General features: G+C 48.2%; 20 protein-coding genes and 1 pseudogene. 13 read left to right on the forward strand and 8 right to left on the reverse strand.

The features are described 5' to 3' along the window. Positions 1-489: 489 nt before the first annotated feature. Complete coding sequence (locus AAGR08_RS22980) at positions 490-810, reverse strand: hypothetical protein (protein WP_345830960.1); 321 nt, start codon at positions 808-810, stop codon at positions 490-492. Between the two features lie 946 nt (positions 811-1,756). Between AAGR08_RS22980 and AAGR08_RS22985 the strand changes: the two genes are divergently transcribed. The 10 genes and pseudogenes from AAGR08_RS22985 to AAGR08_RS23030 all read left to right on the forward strand — a co-directional run. Further along, positions 1,757-2,650, forward strand: coding sequence for an integrase domain-containing protein (locus AAGR08_RS22985; protein WP_345830961.1), 894 nt, complete (start codon positions 1,757-1,759; stop codon positions 2,648-2,650). A 305-nt stretch (positions 2,651-2,955) separates the two neighbouring features. Further along, a complete protein-coding gene (locus AAGR08_RS22990) occupies positions 2,956-3,303 on the forward strand; it encodes a hypothetical protein (protein ID WP_345830963.1) in 348 nt (115 codons plus the stop codon). 99 nt (positions 3,304-3,402) lie between these two features. Beyond that, positions 3,403-3,744, forward strand: coding sequence for a hypothetical protein (locus tag AAGR08_RS22995; RefSeq protein ID WP_345830965.1), 342 nt, complete (start codon positions 3,403-3,405; stop codon positions 3,742-3,744). A gap of 110 nt (positions 3,745-3,854) precedes the next feature. Beyond that, positions 3,855-4,463 carry a hypothetical protein gene (locus AAGR08_RS23000; protein ID WP_345830967.1) on the forward strand — a complete coding sequence of 203 codons (609 nt, stop codon included), beginning with the start codon at positions 3,855-3,857 and terminating at the stop codon, positions 4,461-4,463. A 69-nt stretch (positions 4,464-4,532) separates the two neighbouring features. Continuing rightward, the gene (locus tag AAGR08_RS23005) at positions 4,533-4,898 is read left to right on the forward strand and encodes a hypothetical protein (protein WP_345830968.1); all 366 of its coding nucleotides are present in this window, start codon (positions 4,533-4,535) and stop codon (positions 4,896-4,898) included. 112 nt (positions 4,899-5,010) lie between these two features. Further along, entirely contained in the window at positions 5,011-5,391 is a 381-nt protein-coding gene (locus AAGR08_RS23010; RefSeq protein WP_345830969.1) for a hypothetical protein, read from the forward strand. A 36-nt stretch (positions 5,392-5,427) separates the two neighbouring features. Beyond that, on the forward strand, positions 5,428-5,934 hold the full coding sequence (locus tag AAGR08_RS23015; RefSeq protein ID WP_345830970.1) for an integrating conjugative element protein: 507 nt from the start codon (positions 5,428-5,430) through the stop codon (positions 5,932-5,934). Beyond that, a complete protein-coding gene (locus AAGR08_RS23020; RefSeq protein ID WP_337022222.1) occupies positions 5,931-6,500 on the forward strand; it encodes a restriction endonuclease in 570 nt (189 codons plus the stop codon). The genes AAGR08_RS23015 and AAGR08_RS23020 overlap by 4 nt, the downstream gene beginning before the upstream one ends. Then, positions 6,497-8,596 carry a type IV conjugative transfer system coupling protein TraD gene (gene traD / locus AAGR08_RS23025; RefSeq protein WP_345830973.1) on the forward strand — a complete coding sequence of 700 codons (2,100 nt, stop codon included), beginning with the start codon at positions 6,497-6,499 and terminating at the stop codon, positions 8,594-8,596. The genes AAGR08_RS23020 and traD overlap by 4 nt, the downstream gene beginning before the upstream one ends. Then, positions 8,589-9,362 (forward strand): annotated as a pseudogene (locus tag AAGR08_RS23030) (TIGR03747 family integrating conjugative element membrane protein); the annotation flags it as partial. The gene traD and the pseudogene AAGR08_RS23030, both read left to right, overlap by 8 nt. A 262-nt stretch (positions 9,363-9,624) precedes the next feature. On the opposite strand, the gene AAGR08_RS23035 reads toward AAGR08_RS23030, so the two are convergent. After that, the gene (locus tag AAGR08_RS23035) at positions 9,625-10,635 is read right to left on the reverse strand and encodes an IS110 family transposase (protein ID WP_345830974.1); all 1,011 of its coding nucleotides are present in this window, start codon (positions 10,633-10,635) and stop codon (positions 9,625-9,627) included. A gap of 94 nt (positions 10,636-10,729) precedes the next feature. Further along, positions 10,730-11,242: a GNAT family N-acetyltransferase gene (locus AAGR08_RS23040; protein WP_345830976.1), complete on the reverse strand. Its 513-nt coding sequence runs from the start codon at positions 11,240-11,242 to the stop codon at positions 10,730-10,732. A gap of 229 nt (positions 11,243-11,471) precedes the next feature. Here AAGR08_RS23040 and AAGR08_RS23045 point away from each other — a divergent pair, with 229 nt between their 5' ends. Next, positions 11,472-11,984: a M15 family metallopeptidase gene (locus tag AAGR08_RS23045; protein WP_345830978.1), complete on the forward strand. Its 513-nt coding sequence runs from the start codon at positions 11,472-11,474 to the stop codon at positions 11,982-11,984. 392 nt (positions 11,985-12,376) lie between these two features. Here the strand turns inward: AAGR08_RS23045 and AAGR08_RS23050 are convergent, their stop codons facing one another. From AAGR08_RS23050 to AAGR08_RS23065, 4 genes are all read right to left on the reverse strand, one after another. Then, entirely contained in the window at positions 12,377-14,533 is a 2,157-nt protein-coding gene (locus tag AAGR08_RS23050) for a hypothetical protein (RefSeq protein WP_345830980.1), read from the reverse strand. A 458-nt stretch (positions 14,534-14,991) separates the two neighbouring features. Beyond that, on the reverse strand, positions 14,992-15,339 hold the full coding sequence (locus tag AAGR08_RS23055) for an immunity 8 family protein (protein WP_345830982.1): 348 nt from the start codon (positions 15,337-15,339) through the stop codon (positions 14,992-14,994). A 120-nt stretch (positions 15,340-15,459) separates the two neighbouring features. Continuing rightward, positions 15,460-15,882 (reverse strand): GNAT family N-acetyltransferase, encoded by a 423-nt coding sequence (locus AAGR08_RS23060; RefSeq protein WP_345830984.1) that lies wholly within the window; start codon positions 15,880-15,882, stop codon positions 15,460-15,462. Positions 15,883-16,243: 361 nt separating this feature from the next. Continuing rightward, positions 16,244-16,699, reverse strand: coding sequence for a GNAT family N-acetyltransferase (locus AAGR08_RS23065; protein ID WP_345830986.1), 456 nt, complete (start codon positions 16,697-16,699; stop codon positions 16,244-16,246). A gap of 272 nt (positions 16,700-16,971) precedes the next feature. Here AAGR08_RS23065 and AAGR08_RS23070 point away from each other — a divergent pair, with 272 nt between their 5' ends. Together AAGR08_RS23070 and AAGR08_RS23075 are read left to right on the forward strand one after the other, a co-directional pair. Further along, a complete protein-coding gene (locus AAGR08_RS23070) occupies positions 16,972-17,868 on the forward strand; it encodes a PhzF family phenazine biosynthesis protein (protein ID WP_345830988.1) in 897 nt (298 codons plus the stop codon). Positions 17,869-18,069: 201 nt separating this feature from the next. Further along, positions 18,070-18,573: a DUF1543 domain-containing protein gene (locus AAGR08_RS23075; protein WP_049852714.1), complete on the forward strand. Its 504-nt coding sequence runs from the start codon at positions 18,070-18,072 to the stop codon at positions 18,571-18,573. 61 nt (positions 18,574-18,634) lie between these two features. Here AAGR08_RS23075 and AAGR08_RS23080 read toward each other — a convergent pair whose 3' ends face one another. Next, entirely contained in the window at positions 18,635-20,188 is a 1,554-nt protein-coding gene (locus tag AAGR08_RS23080; RefSeq protein ID WP_345830990.1) for an MFS transporter, read from the reverse strand. Between the last annotated feature and the right edge of the window lie 60 nt (positions 20,189-20,248).

The following is a 20,248-nucleotide window of genomic DNA, read 5'->3' on the forward strand; positions in this document are numbered from 1 at the left end:
CAAAAAAATATAAAGTGGTAATATTTGTCAATTACCAGCAATGGGTTTATATTGGCTCTCACCGCTCTTTTGACATGGACGATAATGTATAACATTCCTTATTCAGTCAAAAGTGGTGGCGAGCCTATTTATCTTGTTCAGAGTAACGTTAGGCCATATGCTATGGCCTGCGCTCCTATTTCTTTAGTTTATCAATTAGTTTTTTATAATGAATGAAGCTACCTAGTGCTGGATATGTAATTAAACACAATGTGTATTGTATTAACATGAAAATAGACATAGAGCCTGTTACTAAGGCTAATGGGATTTGATTTTTCATTTCAACTAAAGAAAATGTCGCTTGAGAAAAGATAATGGCAAGCGCGATGTATATTACGATGCGACAGATCCATTTGAATCTTTTCTTAAGGAATTTTTCTTTATTAAGAGTTATTGCGGTGTTGCTTACAAATGGGCTCAATGAAATTAACTCTTTATCTAAACAGTCAATTACTGTTCGTATAGATGCTTCCTTTTTGGTATCAAGTTCAGGGTTTTCTTCATAAGCTCTAACATTAGCGAAGCAAGCTCGTTATCTTTTATTTTTGTGAGCTCAAACAAAACCTGTGACTTTAATTTTTGACTTGCCACAATTTTGGCATCTGAGAGTTCATTTTTACTATTGTCAAGTGACGATATTTCTTTATAAACCGATATTCTTTCGTTGGTGAATTTTTTTAATCTTCCATGAATGCCAATGAAAAAATTAAGAGCAGCAAGGAAGATTGTTACTGTCAGCGTTAAAATCGTGGCATTACTAATGTTATCCAATGGGGTACTCCTTTAATTCACTTTAAAATAGATGTATGATAAAAGTATATGTTATTTTAGTTTGACAATAAAATTTATAAGTTGATATATTTTCGATGCTATACGTTGCGTAAGGGCAACCACCAATGGTCCTGTAGCTTGAGAGGATCGCCTTCGGGTAGCTACGAAAACACTCCTGTAGCCTGAAAGGGAGAACACATCAGTGTGGTACATCTGCTCGCTCCTGGAAGCAGATATCGTCAAGACAAGCGCACCTACGACGCGACGATGGGGGTACATTAATCACACCAAAGCCAGGCTTTTACATACGCCCCACGCCCTCAGATAAGGCATCCACAATGATGCTTTTCTTCACTTACGTTATGAAAATTTTCAGGCATACGCCCTGAGCTGCATACGACTTTTGCTATGACGCATAAGCCCATTTGGAACATTTGGGCGCTTGCGGAAGACGCATTAGGAGCATGAAGCTGCGCGGCGTCACTTTGGTTCGAATGAAACGAGAACAAAGTGACGCGCGCAGCGCATAACGATCAAACCCACGTACAGTGCGGTTTTCAGCATGATGGTACATTCTGACGTGCACGTATTACGTGTTTTCAGATGCGCAATTGGCTATTTATCAACCATGACGCGACGTTAACGAACAACCCGTTAAGGGCGTTTTATTAGAAGGAGAATGATCGACTCGGTATCGATGGCGACATCAGGAAACTGGTGTACGGAGGCAGACTGACTAACGTCAGCACGGCGCAAGCCGCAAACAGGTCAGAGACCTGGGGAGCCTCGCAAGAACTCAACATTTCGCCGCCCCGATGCACAGATACCAGTCGAGACGCAGGAAGCGCAAAAGCAACCGTGTCATCGGGGAAGAGATGTACAGATTCAGAGTCATACAGCTGTGGGTTGATGGGCTTACAGCTGTAGGTTCTGAAGGAGATAAAAATTGTCTGGTAAATTAGGTAAGCAACTCGTCACGCTCGCACGTCAGGGTGGAGGAAGTTTTAAAACGGTTTCTGATCGTTCAAAGATTGCCAGTCGCTTTTCGGAGCGACTGGCAACCCTTAATATTCAGATTCGGGACGTTAGCCATATTAAAACCAGGCATCTCGAAAATTATATTCGTAGTCGTCAGGGTGAAAATATTTCGTCACGCACCCTGCAAAATGAAATGGCCGCTTTACGTTCAATCCTTTCACAAGGCGGACGTAACGTTCTGGCTAATCCTGCACATGAGAAATTAAGTAATCAGGCACTGAATATTTCGGGGGCCAGTCGGGAAGGCACTAAAGTTGCCATTTCGGACGAACGTCTCAGAGAAATTGTTTTAACGGTTTCAGAAAAAGACAGTGGGGTTGCGTTAGGTATTCAGCTCGCCAGATATATTGGGCTGCGTGCAGAGGAAACGGTTCAGTCGGCAAAGTCACTTAAGACCTGGCGAAAAAATTTAGAAGCCGGAAATAATGTTCGCGTTGTGTTTGGCTCTAAAGGAGGGCGTCCACGTGATGCCACCGTTTTTGATAAAGAGAAGGTTGTTAACCTGTTAAATGAAGCTATTCGCTACATAGAAAAAAATAACGGTAAATTAATCGATAAACCAACGCTTCATCAGGCGCTTGATCGTTATCATAACGTATTACGTGAAAGTGGAATGACCGGAATCCATGCGCCTCACAGTCTCAGGTATGCTTATTCAAAAGATGCTGTAAATCATCATTTAGAAAATGGTATGAGTCGCAAAGAGGCTGAGGCTTTAGTTTCAATGGATCTTGGACACGGTGATGGACGTGGTGCGTACGTGTCCCGGGTTTATAACCGGATAGATGAGTCAGATGAATAAAAGGTTCTTGTCATTTGCTTTAAGCAAACGCTATTATTAAAACGCTTCTTACGTTGTCTTCGGACAACCACCAAAGGTCTGTAGCTTGAGATGACCGCCTTCGGGTAGCTGCAAACAACACTCCTGTAGCCTGAAAGGGAGAACACATCAGTGTGGTACATCTGCTCGCCTTTGGAAGCAGATATCGTCAATCACGGCTCCTACTGCCTGGCGATGAAGGTACATTCAACCATCCGGCTCCGGCCTTCGTCCTTCGGGGAAACATTCCCGACAGGGCAAATGTTTCTCTGTTTTCTGGAGAAACTATGTCCATAACCCGCTCGTTTCTGAATGAGTTGTGTACACCATTCGATCTGCTCCTTTCCGTTGCAACCCGCGTTGCATCTGAATGTCCTGACCTTAAAGCTGCACTCAGGGGAACATCGTGGCTTGCTTCACCTACCGGTCATTATGAATTTCGTTCCCGCGTCTGGTTTGACGATCAACGTTATCACGCCATTGTTATGGCAAGAACGTTGATTGCAGGCCAGCCAGGCGATGAATTCATTTTCAGCCGGCACGGGGAGCATTTTACGCACAAAGCTGCAGCGAAAGCCGCACAGCATGCCGCGTCTGATGCTGCGACTTTCAGGGTGTTCACTGCTCAGAAATAACAGCGCAGTCGTCTGAAGCATACATTCGCTATGCGAATGCCCCCTCGGGAAACATCTTCCCGACAGGGCAGGTGTTTCCCGCTCAACAGGAGAAACACCATGCATACCCTTTTATTACCAACCTCCTTTTCCATAAAAGGCATTTTTTCAGCCGCCTCTGCTGCAGCGTTATCCCTGTGGGATCGCGCCGCTGCCGGTAAAAGAAAAGAAGAGTGGATAACGAACCGGGCTGGTTCATTTAGCTTCAGGGTTCAGGTTCATCAGTTATCTTCAGGAAAATGGACGGCCGGCATACTTACCCGTTCCGGCACGTTTTACGGCAATCACGGGTTTGGTTCTCTGAAAAAACCGGATGAGGTTTTCAGCTCGTACCGTCATGCTCGCCGCTATGCACTGAAGCTGGCGAATCAGATGGCTAACCTGCGCTATGCATATCAGTGAGGGAAGGGCGATCTTGCAATTAGCCGGTTAGAATCTATCTAATCTGACTTAACCCTGTGGGGATTTATTCCCTATCAGGGGGATAAATCCCCTTTTTTTGAGGATTTATCATGACACCAATCTCCGTACCGCCCCAACACATCACCTATACCGTGAAGCAGAGCGGAAGGATTTCCCCGAGCCAGTGGCACAGTTTTACCCTGGCAGTCACTGAAGCATTCTGGCTGTTACCGGTACATCTCCGTCCGTGCTCGCCAACTGACGGTACACGTCTGGAACGCGCGTCCATGATGTTTACTCACCCCGGGGCTTTTGAATTCGGTGGAAAAGACGAAGGGAATTACATATCCAAAAGCGTGATGTTTACCCTTGATATGAGCCCTGATTTGCGTATTGAAACTGAAGGTCAGCCCATCGACTTCTTCACGCGGATTGCGCTGCTGATGCTGTATCACCATTGCTCAGGCTGCTTTGAGATAACGTCATCAGCTGGCGGCGTCAGCTGGGCGCTTCCTGTTCGCTGGGCAATACGGCACCAACTGATTGCTGACAGTAATGCTCCCCAGCCTTTCAGCACGCACGGTTTCATTACCGGTGCAGCTGATGAACTGCTTATCAGAAGCGTTTCCGGGGCTGAACGTCCGTTTACGACGGCTGACTGGGGGCTGGTTTCAGAACTTGAGTTCGCGCTCGAAGAACAGAAAACCGACAAACGCTGACATTTAACTTTATGCACCTGGAGGAGATACCCGCCTCCAGGCGGTATCCCTCCCTGAGGAGATATACCGATGCGATTCTCTACACCAAATGATGTACTCAGCTTCATGCTTCAGCTTGAAAGCGAACTCGTCGGGATCCGTGCGCTTGAGAATATCGAGTGTGATTACTATGCAGATCCAGAGTGTATGAGCCTTATACACAACGCTCTTGAGTACGCAGGTAAGCAACTCGGTGAATTTGAAAGGGCCAGTATCCAGGGAGAAACAGCAACCTGCTCAGCGCTCGCGCTGGAGGTGCAGGAAAATCTTCACCTGATAGCGGCGGATATCTACGAATACCACTGGAACCGCTCAATTGAAGAGGGCCGCTGGGAATATCGTTATAACAAATCTGTGGCTGCATGCGATGACACAGATTTTTTAATGACCATTTAGGGTAAAAACCTTAACCCTCCTTCCGGGATTTACTGTCCGGACAGACCAACTTAACCCAATGGGGATCTACCTCCCTGTGGGCGGTAGATCCCCTTTTTAATGGAGATTTACCATGACACATACACCAACCGAGCCTCTGATCCTTCCGGGCGTTTACCAGTTTGAGCAGGGAGCGTCCATAAATGATGAACAGTGGTTCAGGTTTACCGACGCAGTTAAAGAAGCCTTCTGGCTTCTTCCCGCTCAGCTCCGGCCTTATAAGCAGCTGGGTTTTGGCATGAACCGCGCATCAGAACTTTTTGACGAAGAGGGTTCGGTCACGTTCAACCATAAGGACGGCGAAGGCTACTGCCTGAATCCGTTCTATCTCAGGCAGACGCTTTCGGATAATTTTCGGCCATACCGTAAAGTGGAGAGCCAGCGATGCAAACAGGATTTATTCGTGCGCATCGTGCTGGTTCTTCTGCACAGCGTCTGTATCGGTGCCGGATAACGGTCTCGTCTGGATAAATCCACGGAGTCAGTGATCATGAATCTGAAAAACCTCATCGTTACCACGTTCATCGCTTTTTCGCCTGCCGCACTGGCGGAGCTCAACGTCATTGCAGATCTGGGAGGGGAGAGCACGCAGGCTATTTTCGAGGCCGTAAACCGCCAGGATACGCCGCCTGCGTCTGCTGCGACTCCTGAACAGGGGGAAGCGGCCATGCTGCCTGTTACTACGTCAGAACTTTCCCCTGGCAACGTGGCCCCCCGGGCGCTGCAGCTGCCGGGTATCGGCTCGCTGTTTATCATTGGTGATGACAGCTATTCACGGCAGTGGCTGCAGCAGAACGTACAACTGCTTTCGGCCAGAAATGCAGCCGGCCTCGTTGTGAACGTTGAAAGCATGGCATCGCTGGAATCTCTGCGCAGTCTCGCACCCGGTCTTCAGCTGGCGCCCTCATCAGGAACTGAACTTGCCCGCCGCCTGCAGCTGACCCATTACCCCGTACTTATCACGGACAGCGGCCTGTCTCAGGAGGTAGGGCCGTGATATCAGCTCCTAACATCGCTGCACTGCTTATGGCAAATCCGGTCCTACTGGCCATCCTGTCGGGCGTGATTATCTTTCTGCTCTGGCGTTTTCGCCGTCAGTCGGCCAGCGAGCGGCGGCACCGCAGGTATCGCGCCACAGCAGAACGCGTTTATGTCCGCCTTCGCCAGCTCAGTGGAGACGGGCAGCGCATGAGCTATCTGCGCAAGATTAACCCCTACGTCTTTGAAGAGTTACTTCTGCTGGCATTTGAGCGTCAGGGGTATGCCGTACAGCGCAATACGTCATACAGCGGCGATGGCGGGCTGGATGGACGCGTACACATAAACGGCGAGTGCTTATTGATTCAGGCCAAGCGCTACAGCCGGGCGATAACGCCGGCTCACGTTCAGGATTTTGACGCGCTGCTGACGCGTATGGGGCAGCGTGGGTTGTTTATTCATACCGGCCGAACGGGCCAGAAAAGCAGGGCTGCCAGTAGCAGTTCACAGCAACTGATGATTATCAGCGGACAACGCCTTCTGGCTCTGCTGGCAGGTAAACCCTTTAAGGAGTTTTCTTTGTGAGTGATAAATATGTAATTGAGGCTCTTCTGCGCCCGGCTGTGGAGCTGAATACAGCGGTCGCAGCGGGCACTGCCGCCATCGTCTGCGTCACAGCGCCATGGGCAGTAGCTTTGGCACCCTCCGTCAGCTACGTCACCGCCGGCGGATTCGCAGTGCTTTCTGCCATACGCGCGCGTCAGGGAATGCAGGTTATTCGCTACCGCCGCAATCTTCGCCGTTTACCTCGCTACGTCATGACGTCAAAACAGATCCCGGTCAGTAAACGCCGGCTTTTTCTGGGCCGCGGGTTTCGCTGGACCCAGAAGCACACCCAGCGCCTGCGCGATACGCTGCGCCCGGAAGTGGCCCACTACCTTAAGCCATCGAAGCTGTATCAGCTTGCCCGCCAGTTAGAGGAGGCAACAGAACGCAGTCTGCCGGCGATTGGCAAACTGCTCAGTGCCGATTCGCCAGTCAATCCGGTTCGCCCGCTTCCCCCGGTTGGCGGTAATCCGGCCATACACGGCATAGAGCCCGATGAAACTGACGTTACTCTCGATTTACGTGAGCGTGTCGGTCACACGGTTGTCTACGGTACAACCCGAGTGGGCAAAACGCGCCTTGCTGAGCTGTTAATCACTCAGGATATACGTCGTGGTGACGTCACTATCGTATTTGATCCTAAAGGCGATGCGGACCTGCTGATAAGGGTCTGGGCGGAAGCGCACCGGGCAGGCCGTGGCGATGAGCTGACCGTTTTCCACCTTGGCTGGCCTGAAATTTCGGCGCGTTATAACGCCGTAGGACGCTTCGGGCGCGTATCGGAAGTCGCGACCCGTGTTGCCGGCCAGCTTAGTAGTGAGGGCAATAACGCAGCGTTTAAAGAGTTTGCATGGCGGTTTGTGAATATCGTTGCGCATGCGCTGGTCGCCCTCGGGGAGCGCCCGGATTATACCCTTGTTACACGCTACGTGAATAACATCGCCGATTTGTATCTGCGCTACGCTGAAAAAATCGTTACTGAGAAACTGCCTGAACTGAACATTCAGATCGAGAATAATGCCAACGCATTCAGTGAGGACGACGTGCCGCGTAACATGCAGGGGCAGTCTGAGGCTATCCGGATTTGGGCAGTTGAAGTAGCGCTGAGTTCTGACGCAGGAAACGCGCTGTATGACCCGATACTTGACGGGTTGCGCTCTGCAGTCCGCTATGACCGTACCTATTTTGACAAAATTGTGGCGTCACTGCTGCCACTGCTGGAAAAACTCACCACCGGTAAAACGGCGGAGCTGCTGTCTCCCGATTATCTGAATATGGAAGATCCGCGTCCTATTTTTGACTGGGAGCAGGTTATCCGTAAAAAAGGCATCGTTTACGTGGGGCTTGATGCGCTCAGCGACAGCGAGGTTGCCAGCGCCGTAGGTAACAGCATGTTTGCCGATCTGGTGAGCGTGGCCGGTCACATCTACAAACACGGTATCAACGGTGGCCTGCCGGGTTCAAAAGAGGGCAAAGACCCTATTAACCTGCACTGCGATGAATTCAACGAACTTATGGGCAATGAGTTTATCCCGCTCATCAATAAAGGCGGCGGTGCGGGCATGCAGGTAACTGCCTATACGCAGACTTCGTCTGATATAGAAGCCAGGATTGGGAGCGCTGCCAAAACTTCTCAGGTTCAGGGTAACTTCAACAACCTGATCATGCTGCGCGTGAGAGAAAACCGGACGGCAGAACTGCTGACCTCACAACTGCCGCAGGTTGAAATCTACAGTAAAACACTGGTCTCGGGTCATCAGGATTCAGCTGACGTCACCGTCAATCACGATTTTACCTCCAGCACCCAGGACCGCGTCGGGACAATTAAGGTGCCACTTCTCGAACCTGCAGACATTGTCACGTTGCCTAAAGGGCAGGCGTTTGCGCTGCTCGAAGGCGGCCAGCTCTGGAAAATTCGCATGCCGCTGCCGGCGGGCGATGCAGGCGACGTGCATATGCCTGAGAACATCGCGCGTCTTGCAGAAGAAATGCGACGCAACTATCACAGCAGTGAAGGATGGTGGGACAGTCGCAGTTCAGCAGCTGCGCCATTGAAGGGAGATAACAATGGCTGAGGCTCGTCGTACCGCACCACAGCAAAATCCGCAGCAGTATCCCACGAACCCACGTGAGCATGGCCTGCTCTTTAACCTGGTCTGGGGCTGGCCATCGAAACTCATTGGCGTGATTCTGGCTTCCCTGATGGTGAGTCTTGTCATTGAATATGTCGGGATTGCGTTCTTCTGGCCTGCAGAGGGTGCAGCACACAGCCAGGCGGTGATGAATACCGAGTTCGGCTATCTGTCTTCTGATTTCACCCGCAGCCTGCTGCTTTCCGAGCCGGCTGCAACGGTGACGCGCTGGGTAACTGATGCCTATCAATGGGCGTTTGTGGACAGTGGGATCATCGGCTGGATACAGGCAAAATATCAGGCAGAGATGAATAGCGGCAATGAGGTATCGCGCAATCTTAAAGGTGCCAGCAGCTGGCTGGGAAATTATCTGCAGCAGTACATGCTGGCAACGGTGTACGTCTCTGTAGTGACTTTGATTCGCGTCACTATCATCGCCCTTTCTGTACCGCTGTTCGTCCTAGTCATATGTGTCGCCGTGGTTGAAGGGCTTGGCCGACGGGATTTACGGCGATTTGGTGCCGGTTATGAATCATCTTTTCTGTACCATCGCGCGAAAAGATTGATTAAACCGGCTGTGTATCTGCCAGTGATGGCCTACCTTTCATGGCCTTCTGCGGTCTATCCAAACCTGTTACTGCTACCCGCTGCGTTAATGCTGGGACTTACCATTACGGTTACAACTGCTTCGTTCAAAAAATTATATATGAGCGCCTCCCGTTTGCCAGGCTTTGTACTTCATGACGGACAGGACGATTGCGGCTATATATCCGGTCTTTATGCAGCTGCGAAAGCGGCTGCTGACCCTAATGAAATCCGCTGACTCACGCCTCAATTACCTCTGCGAACCCGGTGTTCGATATTTTTTTCAGGCCTGGTGAGCCCCGGTCTGACCTGTTCTGTCATTACATACACTGCCTGCGCAACCTGGTGACGTTCTGCTTATACACTGTGATTTAGCAAGTAAGTGCTCAGTTAAGAACTGCTTCCTTCTGGTAGGGTCTGCCTTGAGACAGCACAGCCCATATTATTCGTGCCATTTTATTGGCCAGCGCCACGGAGGCGACGTTTACCGGTCTCCGCTTCAGCAGGTCGGTGATCCAGGGCCCCGGCTCGCGGGCATTCTGTATGACGCTATGGGCGCCGTTCACCAGCAGCTTTCGCAGATATTTGTCGCCCCGCTTGCTGATCCCCAGCAGCTGTATCTTCCCGCCGGTTCCGGTCTGCCTAGGAACGAGCCCCACCCAGGCAGCAAACTCCCGGCCTGAACGGAAGGCGTCAGCACTACCCATTGAAGCCACCGCAGCAGTGGCAGTCAGGAAGCCCACGCCGGGAATTTCACTGATGGCTTTTACGCCGGGGTCATCTCTGCTCAGCTCGCGTATCCGGCGTTCGATATCTGTAATCCGATCATCCGTTCTTTCAACTTCACTTAGTTGTTCACGCAGGCTGTCTATGAGCACAGCCGGCAGCCGCTCTGACAAACGAGCAAGTATCTCGGGGACGTTTTTTACGAGGCTGGCATGTCCTTTGCGCATTACTTCACCGTATTCAGCGAGTAACCCGTGCAGGGCGTTCGTCTGCATCAGCCGAAACTTCATCAGCTGGGAGCGTATCCGGTGCAGTGCCAGCATGGCCTGCTGCTGTTCGGTTTTTATCGCCACTGCTTTACCTGGTTGCTGTACCGCACGCCAGATAGCCTGAGCATCAGCAGTATCATTTTTGTTGCGGATGTTGAAAGCCTTAACGAATTCACCCGGCATCAGCTTGACCTTATGACCGAGACTGGTTAAGGCTCTTGCCCAGTGATGTGCACCACCACAGGCCTCCATTCCGATAAGGCAGGGGGAGCGGTTAGTAAAAAATTCCAGAAATTTGTCGCGCCTGATGGCTTTATTGAAAATTTCTCCAGTATCTGTATTTACGAAGTGAACCTGCATCACGTTCTTGGCAATGTCGACACCAACTGGTATGAATTTCATCTTCTGCTACCTCCACACTCTGTGAGTTGCTTATAAAAAGGCATCAGGCTGGGCTGCTACAGATTCCACGGAATTTCAATCAGCTGCCAGGAATTCAGATGTTCATACCCATTACGTGGAGCAGGCTCTGCTGTGAAGCAGTCTGCAATATTGTGTCTTTGATATAATTTAATCCCAGATTTTCGTAAAACTTACGGGCTCGATCATTACCCTCAAGCACTTCTAACCACAAAAATCCTTCACCGCGTTGCCTGGCAAGACTGAGAATCTGTTCGAATATCTGTTTCCCATAATTTTGGCCTGTAGCACCCGAGGCCAGATACAACTTGTTCAGTAGCACGCCTGACATTTCTGTATCCGGAATTTTATCTGCCCATGTGACTTTGGCAAAACCAACGGGCTGATCGGTTTCTGCCAGGTACCAGCACACCCCGGGGTCTGAAAGGCTTGCCGCCAGTGACAGGGGGGAGTATTCGCTCTCCAGATAATCATTCATTTCTGACTGCGATACCCACTGATGCCTGAAGTGAGTGCTGTAGATTTCAAAACCCAGTTTATGCAGTAAGACTGAATCTGCTGAATGAGCTTCACGTATTTTCAATACCATCCGGACAATCCTTATATTTTAAATGAGACACATAATTTATCCTGCCATACGAATCTCACATATTATTTGCTTTAAATTATACTGTTTTCAGATGTAAAACAGGAACTGTTGAACAATAATGACGGCATACATTCTAATGCTCGCCCCTGTAGGAAAGTGATAGAATCTGTACTTCAGGACAGACAGGGCTATTGCGGCCATCAAGGCATATCCAGTATTAAGGTATCAAATGATGAAGTTGTCAGATGAAATTAATGCATTGGGTATTACCGATGAAATGTTGCTAAGGAAAAAGCTCAGGCGTTGCTATGAACCCAAGGACATGGTGTCTGTTGAGGGCAAACTGGCACACAAATCCTATATGTTAGAGCCCAATGCTGCAGCAAGCTGGTCATTGATGAAACAGGATGCCTTAAACGGTGGTATCCTTATTTATGCAATTTCTACCTACCGATCGCCTGCTTATCAGGCGGAAATTATCAGACGAAAGCTTGATAAAGGTATGACGATTGAAGAAATCCTGAAGATGAGTGCTCCGCCGGGTTTTAGTGAACATCACTCCGGTAAGGCCATTGACATAGGTACTCAGGGTTTTAAGGATCTGGATGATTCCTTCGAAAATTCAGAGGCCTTTATCTGGCTGACGCAACATGCCATAAAGTATGGATTTTCGATGTCGTTTCCCCGGGAAAATATGTACGGTTATGGTTACGAACCATGGCATTGGCTACATAAAATCTAACTTTCCCCTTCAGATGCCAGCCTTTCTGCATCCTGACTTTTAACATGCTACCGCCCCGCCAATCGGAAGGGTGGGAGGCGCTCATTTCATTACCTTTAATGGCCTGATACCAAAGCCTGTTAAATGCAGGCTTTGGTTTACGCCGGTACAATCGATTAAATCTGTATCGGCTTGGACGTCCGCTGTGAGCGAAAAGCAGACATAACGACTCGCTAATGAGTAACTTACTGACTGCTTAACCAAAAGCGAAAATTTTATGGCAGCCCTTTCAACAGTTGCTGGCAATGGCCGGATAATTTGACTTCTTGAGACTTTTTTTGGAGGGGGGTTGCCGAGCAACCTTACGCCTCCAGGAACAAAAGAAGAACTCCATTTTTCTGTATCAGCTTGAACTAAACTAATGCCTTCACATCTATATAAAGACTCCTAAGGTGAGCCGAACCCATATCAAGTATGGGTTCATACATAAACGAGTTGAGATGGATATTCTCAGGTGTGATGAGGTTCACTTGTTCTAACTTCGCAATCTCCTCTGCACTGCCTAGCGCAGCACGTTTGTACTCTTTAAGAAGCTCTACCGTCTGATTCCTGGTTATCGCATCCACAAAAGCCTGATTATTTATTCGTTTGATCATGTGACGTTCTGCAAGTAAGCGAATCGCAATTGAAATAACGATTTTCTTTTCTAACTCTATGTGATCATCGATTCCCGCAGCAATTGCCTCTGCCTCCTGAGTAAGGACATCTATCACTGTGCGATGGGTAGGCGTAAGTGCTAGCGCCGCCTTATCAACCAAGATGCGCTTGTAGATCACACACAGATCATCTAGCGTAATTGTGTCCGTGTTTGCTTTAACATGAAGAAGCGCAGTTAGTGTCGAGTAGTCAGCTTTATGGCCACAGTACTCAGCAAGGTTTCTGACAAAAGGAATCGCTGAAATGCAATAAGCGGGCCCTGTAAGGTTGTCTCTCCAAAACAAAAATGGATTATTCTGATATAGCTCTTTACTGAGAGTAAGCTTGCGCCCACTTTTTGAAGCCATCAGTTTAAAATCACGTTTTAAATTAAGTCTTCCGCTTATGCTTCGATAAAAATCAAAGTTATGCGAAAGGAAGATGCAATAGAAACTTCCTGAATGGCTTATGTCATTTAGGTACTCAATGATGGCATACTTATTTTTGTAGTCAAACGAGTCTGCGATGTCGTCCACAACAAGAATGGTCACGCCACCTTGCTTTTGCCTGGATTGAATTTCAAAAAGAATATTTAGTATGTAAAGCGCCCTTTTCTCGCCTTGACTGAGCACCTTAAGCAATGATTCACGCGGTACTTCGCCCTCACTCTCGCCGTCTGAAAATTTGAATACAATAGAGGGTTTCATTCCTTTCAATATCACATCATCTTGATTGGCTACAGACATCTTGAATGGAACAAAGAATCGCTTGTTAAACGTCTCAACGACTTTCTCCCAATCTGTTCTTTCTTCTTTGGCTTGTCTTACTGCATCTTCAATCGTTACCTTTCCCGCCTTGAATTCAGCTAAAAAATCGTCATAAAGAGCCTTTTGACTAACTAGATACGAGATCCAAACATCTTTCTGAAGCTGCTTATAATTCTTTAGTTCTGGCAGAATTTCTTGATTGTCAAATAGATAATCCCTGAACTTCCTAAGCTCAGTGTTCTGAATTTTCTTGTCAATCGCATCAAACTTTGTAGCAAGTTCTTTGTCCGCGAAAATTTTTTTCCGTTCGTCTTCAATTTTCTGGGTCAGCTCCTCAGCGGAAGTGATCTCTGTCTTTCCATCTTTGGTATGAAGATTAATGGTGTGTTTTGCAGCAAAGAATCCGTTGGCGGCAAGTTCTTTATTAACAGCTCCTGCACTGTAATGATTGAACTGCTTACTCAATACATCCGACTTTGATACCAAGTCGTTATACCGTTTGATATATTCCTCAATTTGATCTTTGATCGTCCCTGACTCAAGTAGGGCAATGGTCTTGTCATTAAAAATTTCACCATAGACAAGATTAGCAAGTTTGCGCGGTTGAGTTTTTCCAACAGTTTGCTCCAATGAATCAAGGAGATCAGCTAAACCTTTAGAGCCAAACACCTTCAAAATTTCAGTCTCTGGCGTGATTGTTCTGCCCGTGAGTCCAGATAGTTGCTTTAACTTACTAAGCAAAATGCCAAGTTTCTCGGAAATCTGTTTTAGAGCATTGTCATACTGCTGTTTTATAGTCGCGTTTACTAGTAGGAGTGAAGTGCGCTCTGAAGAAAACTCTTGGTTGTATGGCTCTATGACGAAGATCGAATCTGCCGAAATCGCAGTTCCAGCACCATCGGTCAATATCCTTGTCGTCACCCGATCTGAAAAAATCAAATCTCCAGACTCTTTATCTTTTGCATAGTCATCAAAAGTTTTTGACATGGAGGTTTTCATGAAGCCGTTGGGTGCGTATATCGCATACCCGCTACTATTCGTGAAGTCAAAACAGTGATTCAGCTCACTTATGCCATAGCAGTTCTTCAAATCTACGTTAAGCTTCATTTCCCCTCCTGGAAACGTTTTAATGATCTATGTTGTCAATTTTTTTCCGCTAGGTTGCGTACCTAGCAATCCAGCTGCACATTCATTGTCCGTCATAAAATATTCCACTTGACATGACCGACTTTTAGTCATAAGAGCCGTATTCTGAGTATATTACCGTGTTCTCGTATCTGTATAGTTCTGGCTCTCTATAGCTTTTCTGGTTGGACTGACCTGCTCCCCATAAATTAACATATCTCAATATTATCAATGTCGGCCTTTGGCACAGAGCGGACAGGCTGACTGAGCTTGAGGTCCGCTATGAGCGAACAACGGACATTGCTCACAGCATTTTGTATGAATCAACGGGGAGCAGGTCACGGCAAGCTCGCCATTATCATCGTTGAGCGCGGCAGGATTGCATATTAATCTCTGACAAACAGACAAAAAAATCCCGGCAGTGAGACCGGGGTTGCTGTTTAAGGTTGATAGTCTTCGTATTCCCATGCAAAGACACGGGATAGTTTTTGCGCTATATCCATCCAGTCTTTACCTTCGCACTGGTCTATATAATCGGTGATGGTCTTTTTGATCTCATCCAGATCGTATTTACGTACCAGAAGCGTATGCCGCATCAGCTCCGGTAGCCAGTGGTGCTTACAGAGCCATTCCGGGGTGCAGATAAACACATCAAAATAATCACTCCCTTTTTCTTGCTCAGAGCCGATAGATAAGGAAAGTGTAATTGCAATGGTTCCATCATCTTCGCCTGCATAGATACGAGGATCTTTATGCATACAATCAATATCTTTTAATACCGCTTTCACCATCATCATCCTAATCTGTGATATTCAAATGACCATTTCCGATTTTCGAAGATTCGCCTTTTGAATTAATGGTATATGTTTCAAAATTAGCTTGAGTACTAGTCGTTGCATAAGGACTATTTAGAGATCCTTTTTAAGAAATACTCGGCTCGCGCCCTCAGGAAGACAAGGTATTTCACCAAAACGCTGCCAGCCATTTTTTTCATAGAACACAGGAGCTTGGAATGTAATTGTATATAAAACAGCAGTTTTACATCCTCGACTTCTGCCTTCATTCTCAACACGTTTAAGAATCTGACTTCCCAAACCCCTTCCTCTTACTTCAGGGGGAAGATAGACCAGATCAATAAACAAAAGACCGAGATATGTACGGCCAATCATTCCACCCAATACAACCCCATGCTCATCCCGAACAACTACTGCGAGCGGTTTATTTTCGTTAAAGCCAACAGTGTCGTCATTGCACCGATTAAGCCCTGACTCAATCGGCAAGGCGAACTCAGGTGTAATTTTGTCAAAGATTTCTATGCTCAATGCGCTCATGGCGATATCCCTTTTGTCTATGAATCATTCTGTACCTTACAAAAGATCAACACTAATCGTCATTCGTTTCATTACGGAACGATCCTACGAATGTCCCATAGATTTATCAGGCCGTTATAAACATAAGGGAGCATATCTTTGCATAAATATCTCAACGTCTGCTCATGGCACAAAGCGGACGCTATCCGGCTCAATGTCCGCTATGAGCGAAAAGCGGACGTGCCCCGTTCACGTCCGGGCGATGCACCGTACTTGCTGGTAATCTACAGAATCACCTGGAGTGAACATTACATCCGTGTTGTGCATCGTGGTCCGGAGGCTGAGGCTCCAGACACGCGAGTCGTCTGATCGCATAAAATAGCTACCAGGGCACGCGCTTAAGCATGTGGATTGTCAAGCCGCCGTTTCGTTCTTCAGTGCGTTCAACTTCATAACCTAATGACGCGTAGAGGCGAAGGTTCACTTCAAACAACGAGTTCGTATAGAGTCGGACGACATCTAAACCGGCCTGAATGGCCAGTTGCTCTGCATGGGCCACCATTTTTCTTCCGTAACCGCGCTTCTGGAAACGCGGGTCAACGGCCACGTTTTCAATCAGGATATCGTCTTTGCGCTGAATTGTTTCCACGAGCGCGGCCAAATCTGCGTCACAGAACAAAAGATCGACTCTGTTCTCCTGTATGAATGCAGCGTGATCTGTCTTCATCGGAAGAGGCTCCCGGCCAATCACGGGGACCCACTTAGCGTAAGCCATTCTTGTGAGTTCTGTAACGGCCTCAGCATCGCTAATCGTTGCAATTCGCATCGTCTCGATCATGTTATTACCATAACATCTGTTGCGAGCCCCTCTGAAACGCGCTGAGCGCTTTTCTGGACTAAAAACTCCAGATAACTGTTCCACAACATTTTCCATGTCTGCACATCATTCTCTTTCATTGCCCGGATAAGCATAAAATCACCTCTTAAATTTTTTAAAGTTAACCCTGTACAAAGCATAAGCATTTGTAGCTAATGTATATAGTGTGTTTAAAAATAACAGTGAAATTGAATAATTACTCATTTTTATAGAATTTAAATTCAGGAGGGCTGATGAAAAGACGCTATGTGGTTGCAGATGTGTTTACTGACAAACCTTTTAGTGGTAATCCGGTTGCAGTCGTTCTGGATGCCGGGGGACTGACCACCGAGCAAATGCAGCTGCTCGCCGTAGAGTTTGGCTACAGTGAAACGACCTTTGTACTGCCTCCTGAAGATGTATCAAATACGGCTCAGGTCCGGATTTTTACTCCGTCGCGTGAAATTCCTTTCGCTGGTCATCCCAATGTGGGGACTGCTTTTGTGCTGGCAAATCAGGCCATACTGAATGGCAGGTCGCTGCCTGAGATTCTGCTGTTCGAAGAGGCAGCCGGGCTGGTGCCGGTCAGGCTTATTAAAGAAAATGAAGCCGTCACCGGTGCAGAACTTCTTGTGCCAGAGGCATTATCCTGCCGCACGGAAGTCAGCCCGGAAAAGATAGCTGCCTGTCTGTCTCTGGAAACCACTGATATTTGTACAGAAACACATATGCCCCTTGTCGCCTCGGTAGGCCTGCCTTTTCTGGTTACCGAGCTCGCAACCCGGGATGCACTTAGCCGTTGCGTACCAAATTTACAGGGTTTCCGGGCTGTTCTGCCTCTTGACGGGGCGGTTTCTGTTTATGCCTATACGCTGGAAACTGATCCTGAAGTCCAGTGTGATTTGCATGCACGCATGTTTACTCCGCGAATGACCGAAGATCCGGCGACAGGGAGTGCAACAGCAGCAGTTACAGCCCTGCTGGCACAGCTTCGCAATGAGAAAGTACTCTCGCTCCGGGTAAGCCAGGGCGTAGACATGGGACGGGCCAGCATGTTGTATTCAGTCTTCGATGGCACATCAGAAGTGCCGTCCGTCCGGGTAGGAGGCAAAACCGTTATTGTAATGGAAGGCTCATTTAACCTGCCATGAAGCATGAGCAGATGGTCCGCTTTGAGCGAAAAGCGGACTTTCTGCATGCCGCCGATGTAGGCGACTAACAGTAAAAAGCAGATATTATCTGGATAAGTAAAGCCCGGATGTACCATTTCAGCATTATTTTTTCTGAGGTTGCAGCCGGACTCGCTATATAGTCAAATGCATAGCGATTTTTACGTTAAAAGAGATTAATTAATGAACCTGTATATGTTTTATATCGGTGGTAACGCAGGAAAATCCAATATTGAGGTGCACGATATTCAGTTTGTCGCTGCAGAAAAACCAGAAGACGCCTGGCCCATCCTTCGCGATGTATGGTTTGGCGATAAAGATAAAATTCATATTGATGGCTATAGCCGCATCACTTGGGCTGATGGTTACTCCATCACTCTTTCCTCTGAACCATCAGGTTCAACAAAAAAGTTATTTTTCGTCAATGCTGGCGGGTACAGACCTGACACACTTGCTGAGTTACATGAGTTCGATTTGTTTGTGGCCGAAAATGCTCAGCAGGCCAAAAGTAAAGCCTTAAAGACACTGCTCTGCGGCGCCAACCATCAGCATAAAGACAACCTAAAGGATGTAGACGATTGTCTGTTACTTGAAAAGGTAGGTGAGTTTTATATTGATTTGACCCCCAGCGATTCAGGAAAACGTGATCAACCAGAATGGCAAGGTTATCAACCGATAGGTATCTAAAACCGTAAACATAAATCCGGCCGATGTCCGCTTCTGGCACAAAGCGGACATTGCACTCATGTCAGTCTTTTATGTGCTCGTCTCTGGAATCAGTTTTGGCCGTAGCTAAATCATGGGCCTTGTAGCCCGGCATGCCCCAGACAATGATCGCACACACAAACGTTATTGCAGCCAGGACCTGAAACAGCAATGAATAAGCATTGTCATAACTGACCTGGACTAGCTTGCGCGGGACGCCGGGTAAAAGTGCGATGGCCTGCTGAATATTACCGCCTCCCAGCCAGGATGCGGCAAGATGAATCTCCTGTGGCGCAAAACCGTGCACGGTTTTGTTAAGGTTCAGATCGTTCACTTTGGTGAGAAATGCGGAGACCACCGCAAGAGCAATCCCCTCTCCTGCAACACGAACGGTATTGAACAGGCCTGCCGCCATACCTGCCTTTTCAACCGGAACGGAAGAAATGGCCAGTCCATCCATTAGTCCCCACGGTAATGCCGCTCCTGCCCCCGTTATCAGCATCGAAAAGAGAAGAAGAGTTATGCTGTCACCGTGTAATGCCGGACTGAGTAAAAGCAATCCGGCAGAGGCGAGCACCAGCCCTGAAGCTGAAACCACCGCCGGTGAAAACCAGCGCGTCAGCAGAGCTGCAAAGTAAGGAAAGATCAGCATCGGAGAAGTGAGTGCCAGAAGATAAACCGCGCTCTGAGACTCGCTGAAACCACTCCCGCCCATTAAATGCAGCGGAATAATGATCAACAGAACAACGTAGCAATAGCAGGTGGCCACCGGCAGCAGCATAGCCCCGACAAAGCTGGGACTTCGCAGCAGTGAAATCTCCAGAACAGGATTGCTCACGCGCAGACAACGTGCGATAAATCCGCTGAAGAGCAGTACAGAGCTGAGGAATAAAGCGAGTGTAAGAAGTGATGAAAAACCGCGTCTGGGCAGGAGCATCATCGCAGTGGTAAACCCCATCAGCGCCGCCGTAAACAATGCCAAACCTGTTTTATCTGAAACGGATTGACTGCTCTGCTGCGATACAGGCAAAAACATCATACCAGCGAGCAGCACACCTCCTGAAAGCACAGCAAACAAAATATAGACCCAGCGCCAGGTGAGCATATCCGTAATGAGCCCGACCGCCAGCGGGCCGAATGCTAAGCCAGCGCCAAAGACGGTGCCCAGCAGGCCGAACATGCGGGTCCGGGCAGCGCCGGTATAGAGCCTGGCTATCAGAGCGCTTCCGCTGGCCAGTGACATGGCCGCTGCCAGTCCCTGCACACACCTGAGCATTCCTGACATCATCAGGTTGTTCGTGAGAACGGTGAAAATACTGCTGAGACAAAACAGCGCTGCACCAGTGAGAAAAACCAGTTTTCTCCCGATGGCATCTGCTGCAATCCCTGCTGTCAGCAGAAAACTGCCGAACGTCAGCATAAATCCATTCGTAAGCCACGATAGTTCTCCTGGTGAGCCACCCAGCATGCGCTGTATGGCGGGCGTGGTGACTACGCCCCCGGTAAAACTTAACGGCAGAAGCGTAGCCGCCATAAAAATGGTCAGGACTGCTGCAGTTCCCGGGAGGCGGTAGAAAGTGCTGGCTGCAAATGTCATGGTTTAACCTTAATTATCCGGACAGCTAATAAATGAAAACTGCTGCGATGTTATTGCGGA

The organism is Pantoea sp. BRR-3P (genome assembly GCF_039621635.1).
Taxonomy (GTDB): Bacteria; Pseudomonadota; Gammaproteobacteria; order Enterobacterales; family Enterobacteriaceae; genus Pantoea; species Pantoea floridensis.

Coding starts and splice junctions, on each gene's coding strand:
- AAGR08_RS22990 (WP_345830963.1), top strand. CDS start 2,956: ATGTCCATAACCCGCTCGTTTCTGAATGAGTTGTGTACACCATTCGAT.
- AAGR08_RS22995 (WP_345830965.1), top strand. CDS start 3,403: ATGCATACCCTTTTATTACCAACCTCCTTTTCCATAAAAGGCATTTTT.
- AAGR08_RS23000 (WP_345830967.1), top strand. CDS start 3,855: ATGACACCAATCTCCGTACCGCCCCAACACATCACCTATACCGTGAAG.
- AAGR08_RS23005 (WP_345830968.1), top strand. CDS start 4,533: ATGCGATTCTCTACACCAAATGATGTACTCAGCTTCATGCTTCAGCTT.
- AAGR08_RS23010 (WP_345830969.1), top strand. CDS start 5,011: ATGACACATACACCAACCGAGCCTCTGATCCTTCCGGGCGTTTACCAG.
- AAGR08_RS23015 (WP_345830970.1), top strand. CDS start 5,428: ATGAATCTGAAAAACCTCATCGTTACCACGTTCATCGCTTTTTCGCCT.
- AAGR08_RS23035 (WP_345830974.1), bottom strand. CDS start 10,635: ATGAAATTCATACCAGTTGGTGTCGACATTGCCAAGAACGTGATGCAG.
- AAGR08_RS23040 (WP_345830976.1), bottom strand. CDS start 11,242: ATGGTATTGAAAATACGTGAAGCTCATTCAGCAGATTCAGTCTTACTG.
- AAGR08_RS23045 (WP_345830978.1), top strand. CDS start 11,472: ATGATGAAGTTGTCAGATGAAATTAATGCATTGGGTATTACCGATGAA.
- AAGR08_RS23050 (WP_345830980.1), bottom strand. CDS start 14,533: ATGAAGCTTAACGTAGATTTGAAGAACTGCTATGGCATAAGTGAGCTG.
- AAGR08_RS23060 (WP_345830984.1), bottom strand. CDS start 15,882: ATGAGCGCATTGAGCATAGAAATCTTTGACAAAATTACACCTGAGTTC.
- AAGR08_RS23065 (WP_345830986.1), bottom strand. CDS start 16,699: ATGATCGAGACGATGCGAATTGCAACGATTAGCGATGCTGAGGCCGTT.
- AAGR08_RS23070 (WP_345830988.1), top strand. CDS start 16,972: ATGAAAAGACGCTATGTGGTTGCAGATGTGTTTACTGACAAACCTTTT.
- AAGR08_RS23075 (WP_049852714.1), top strand. CDS start 18,070: ATGAACCTGTATATGTTTTATATCGGTGGTAACGCAGGAAAATCCAAT.
- AAGR08_RS23080 (WP_345830990.1), bottom strand. CDS start 20,188: ATGACATTTGCAGCCAGCACTTTCTACCGCCTCCCGGGAACTGCAGCA.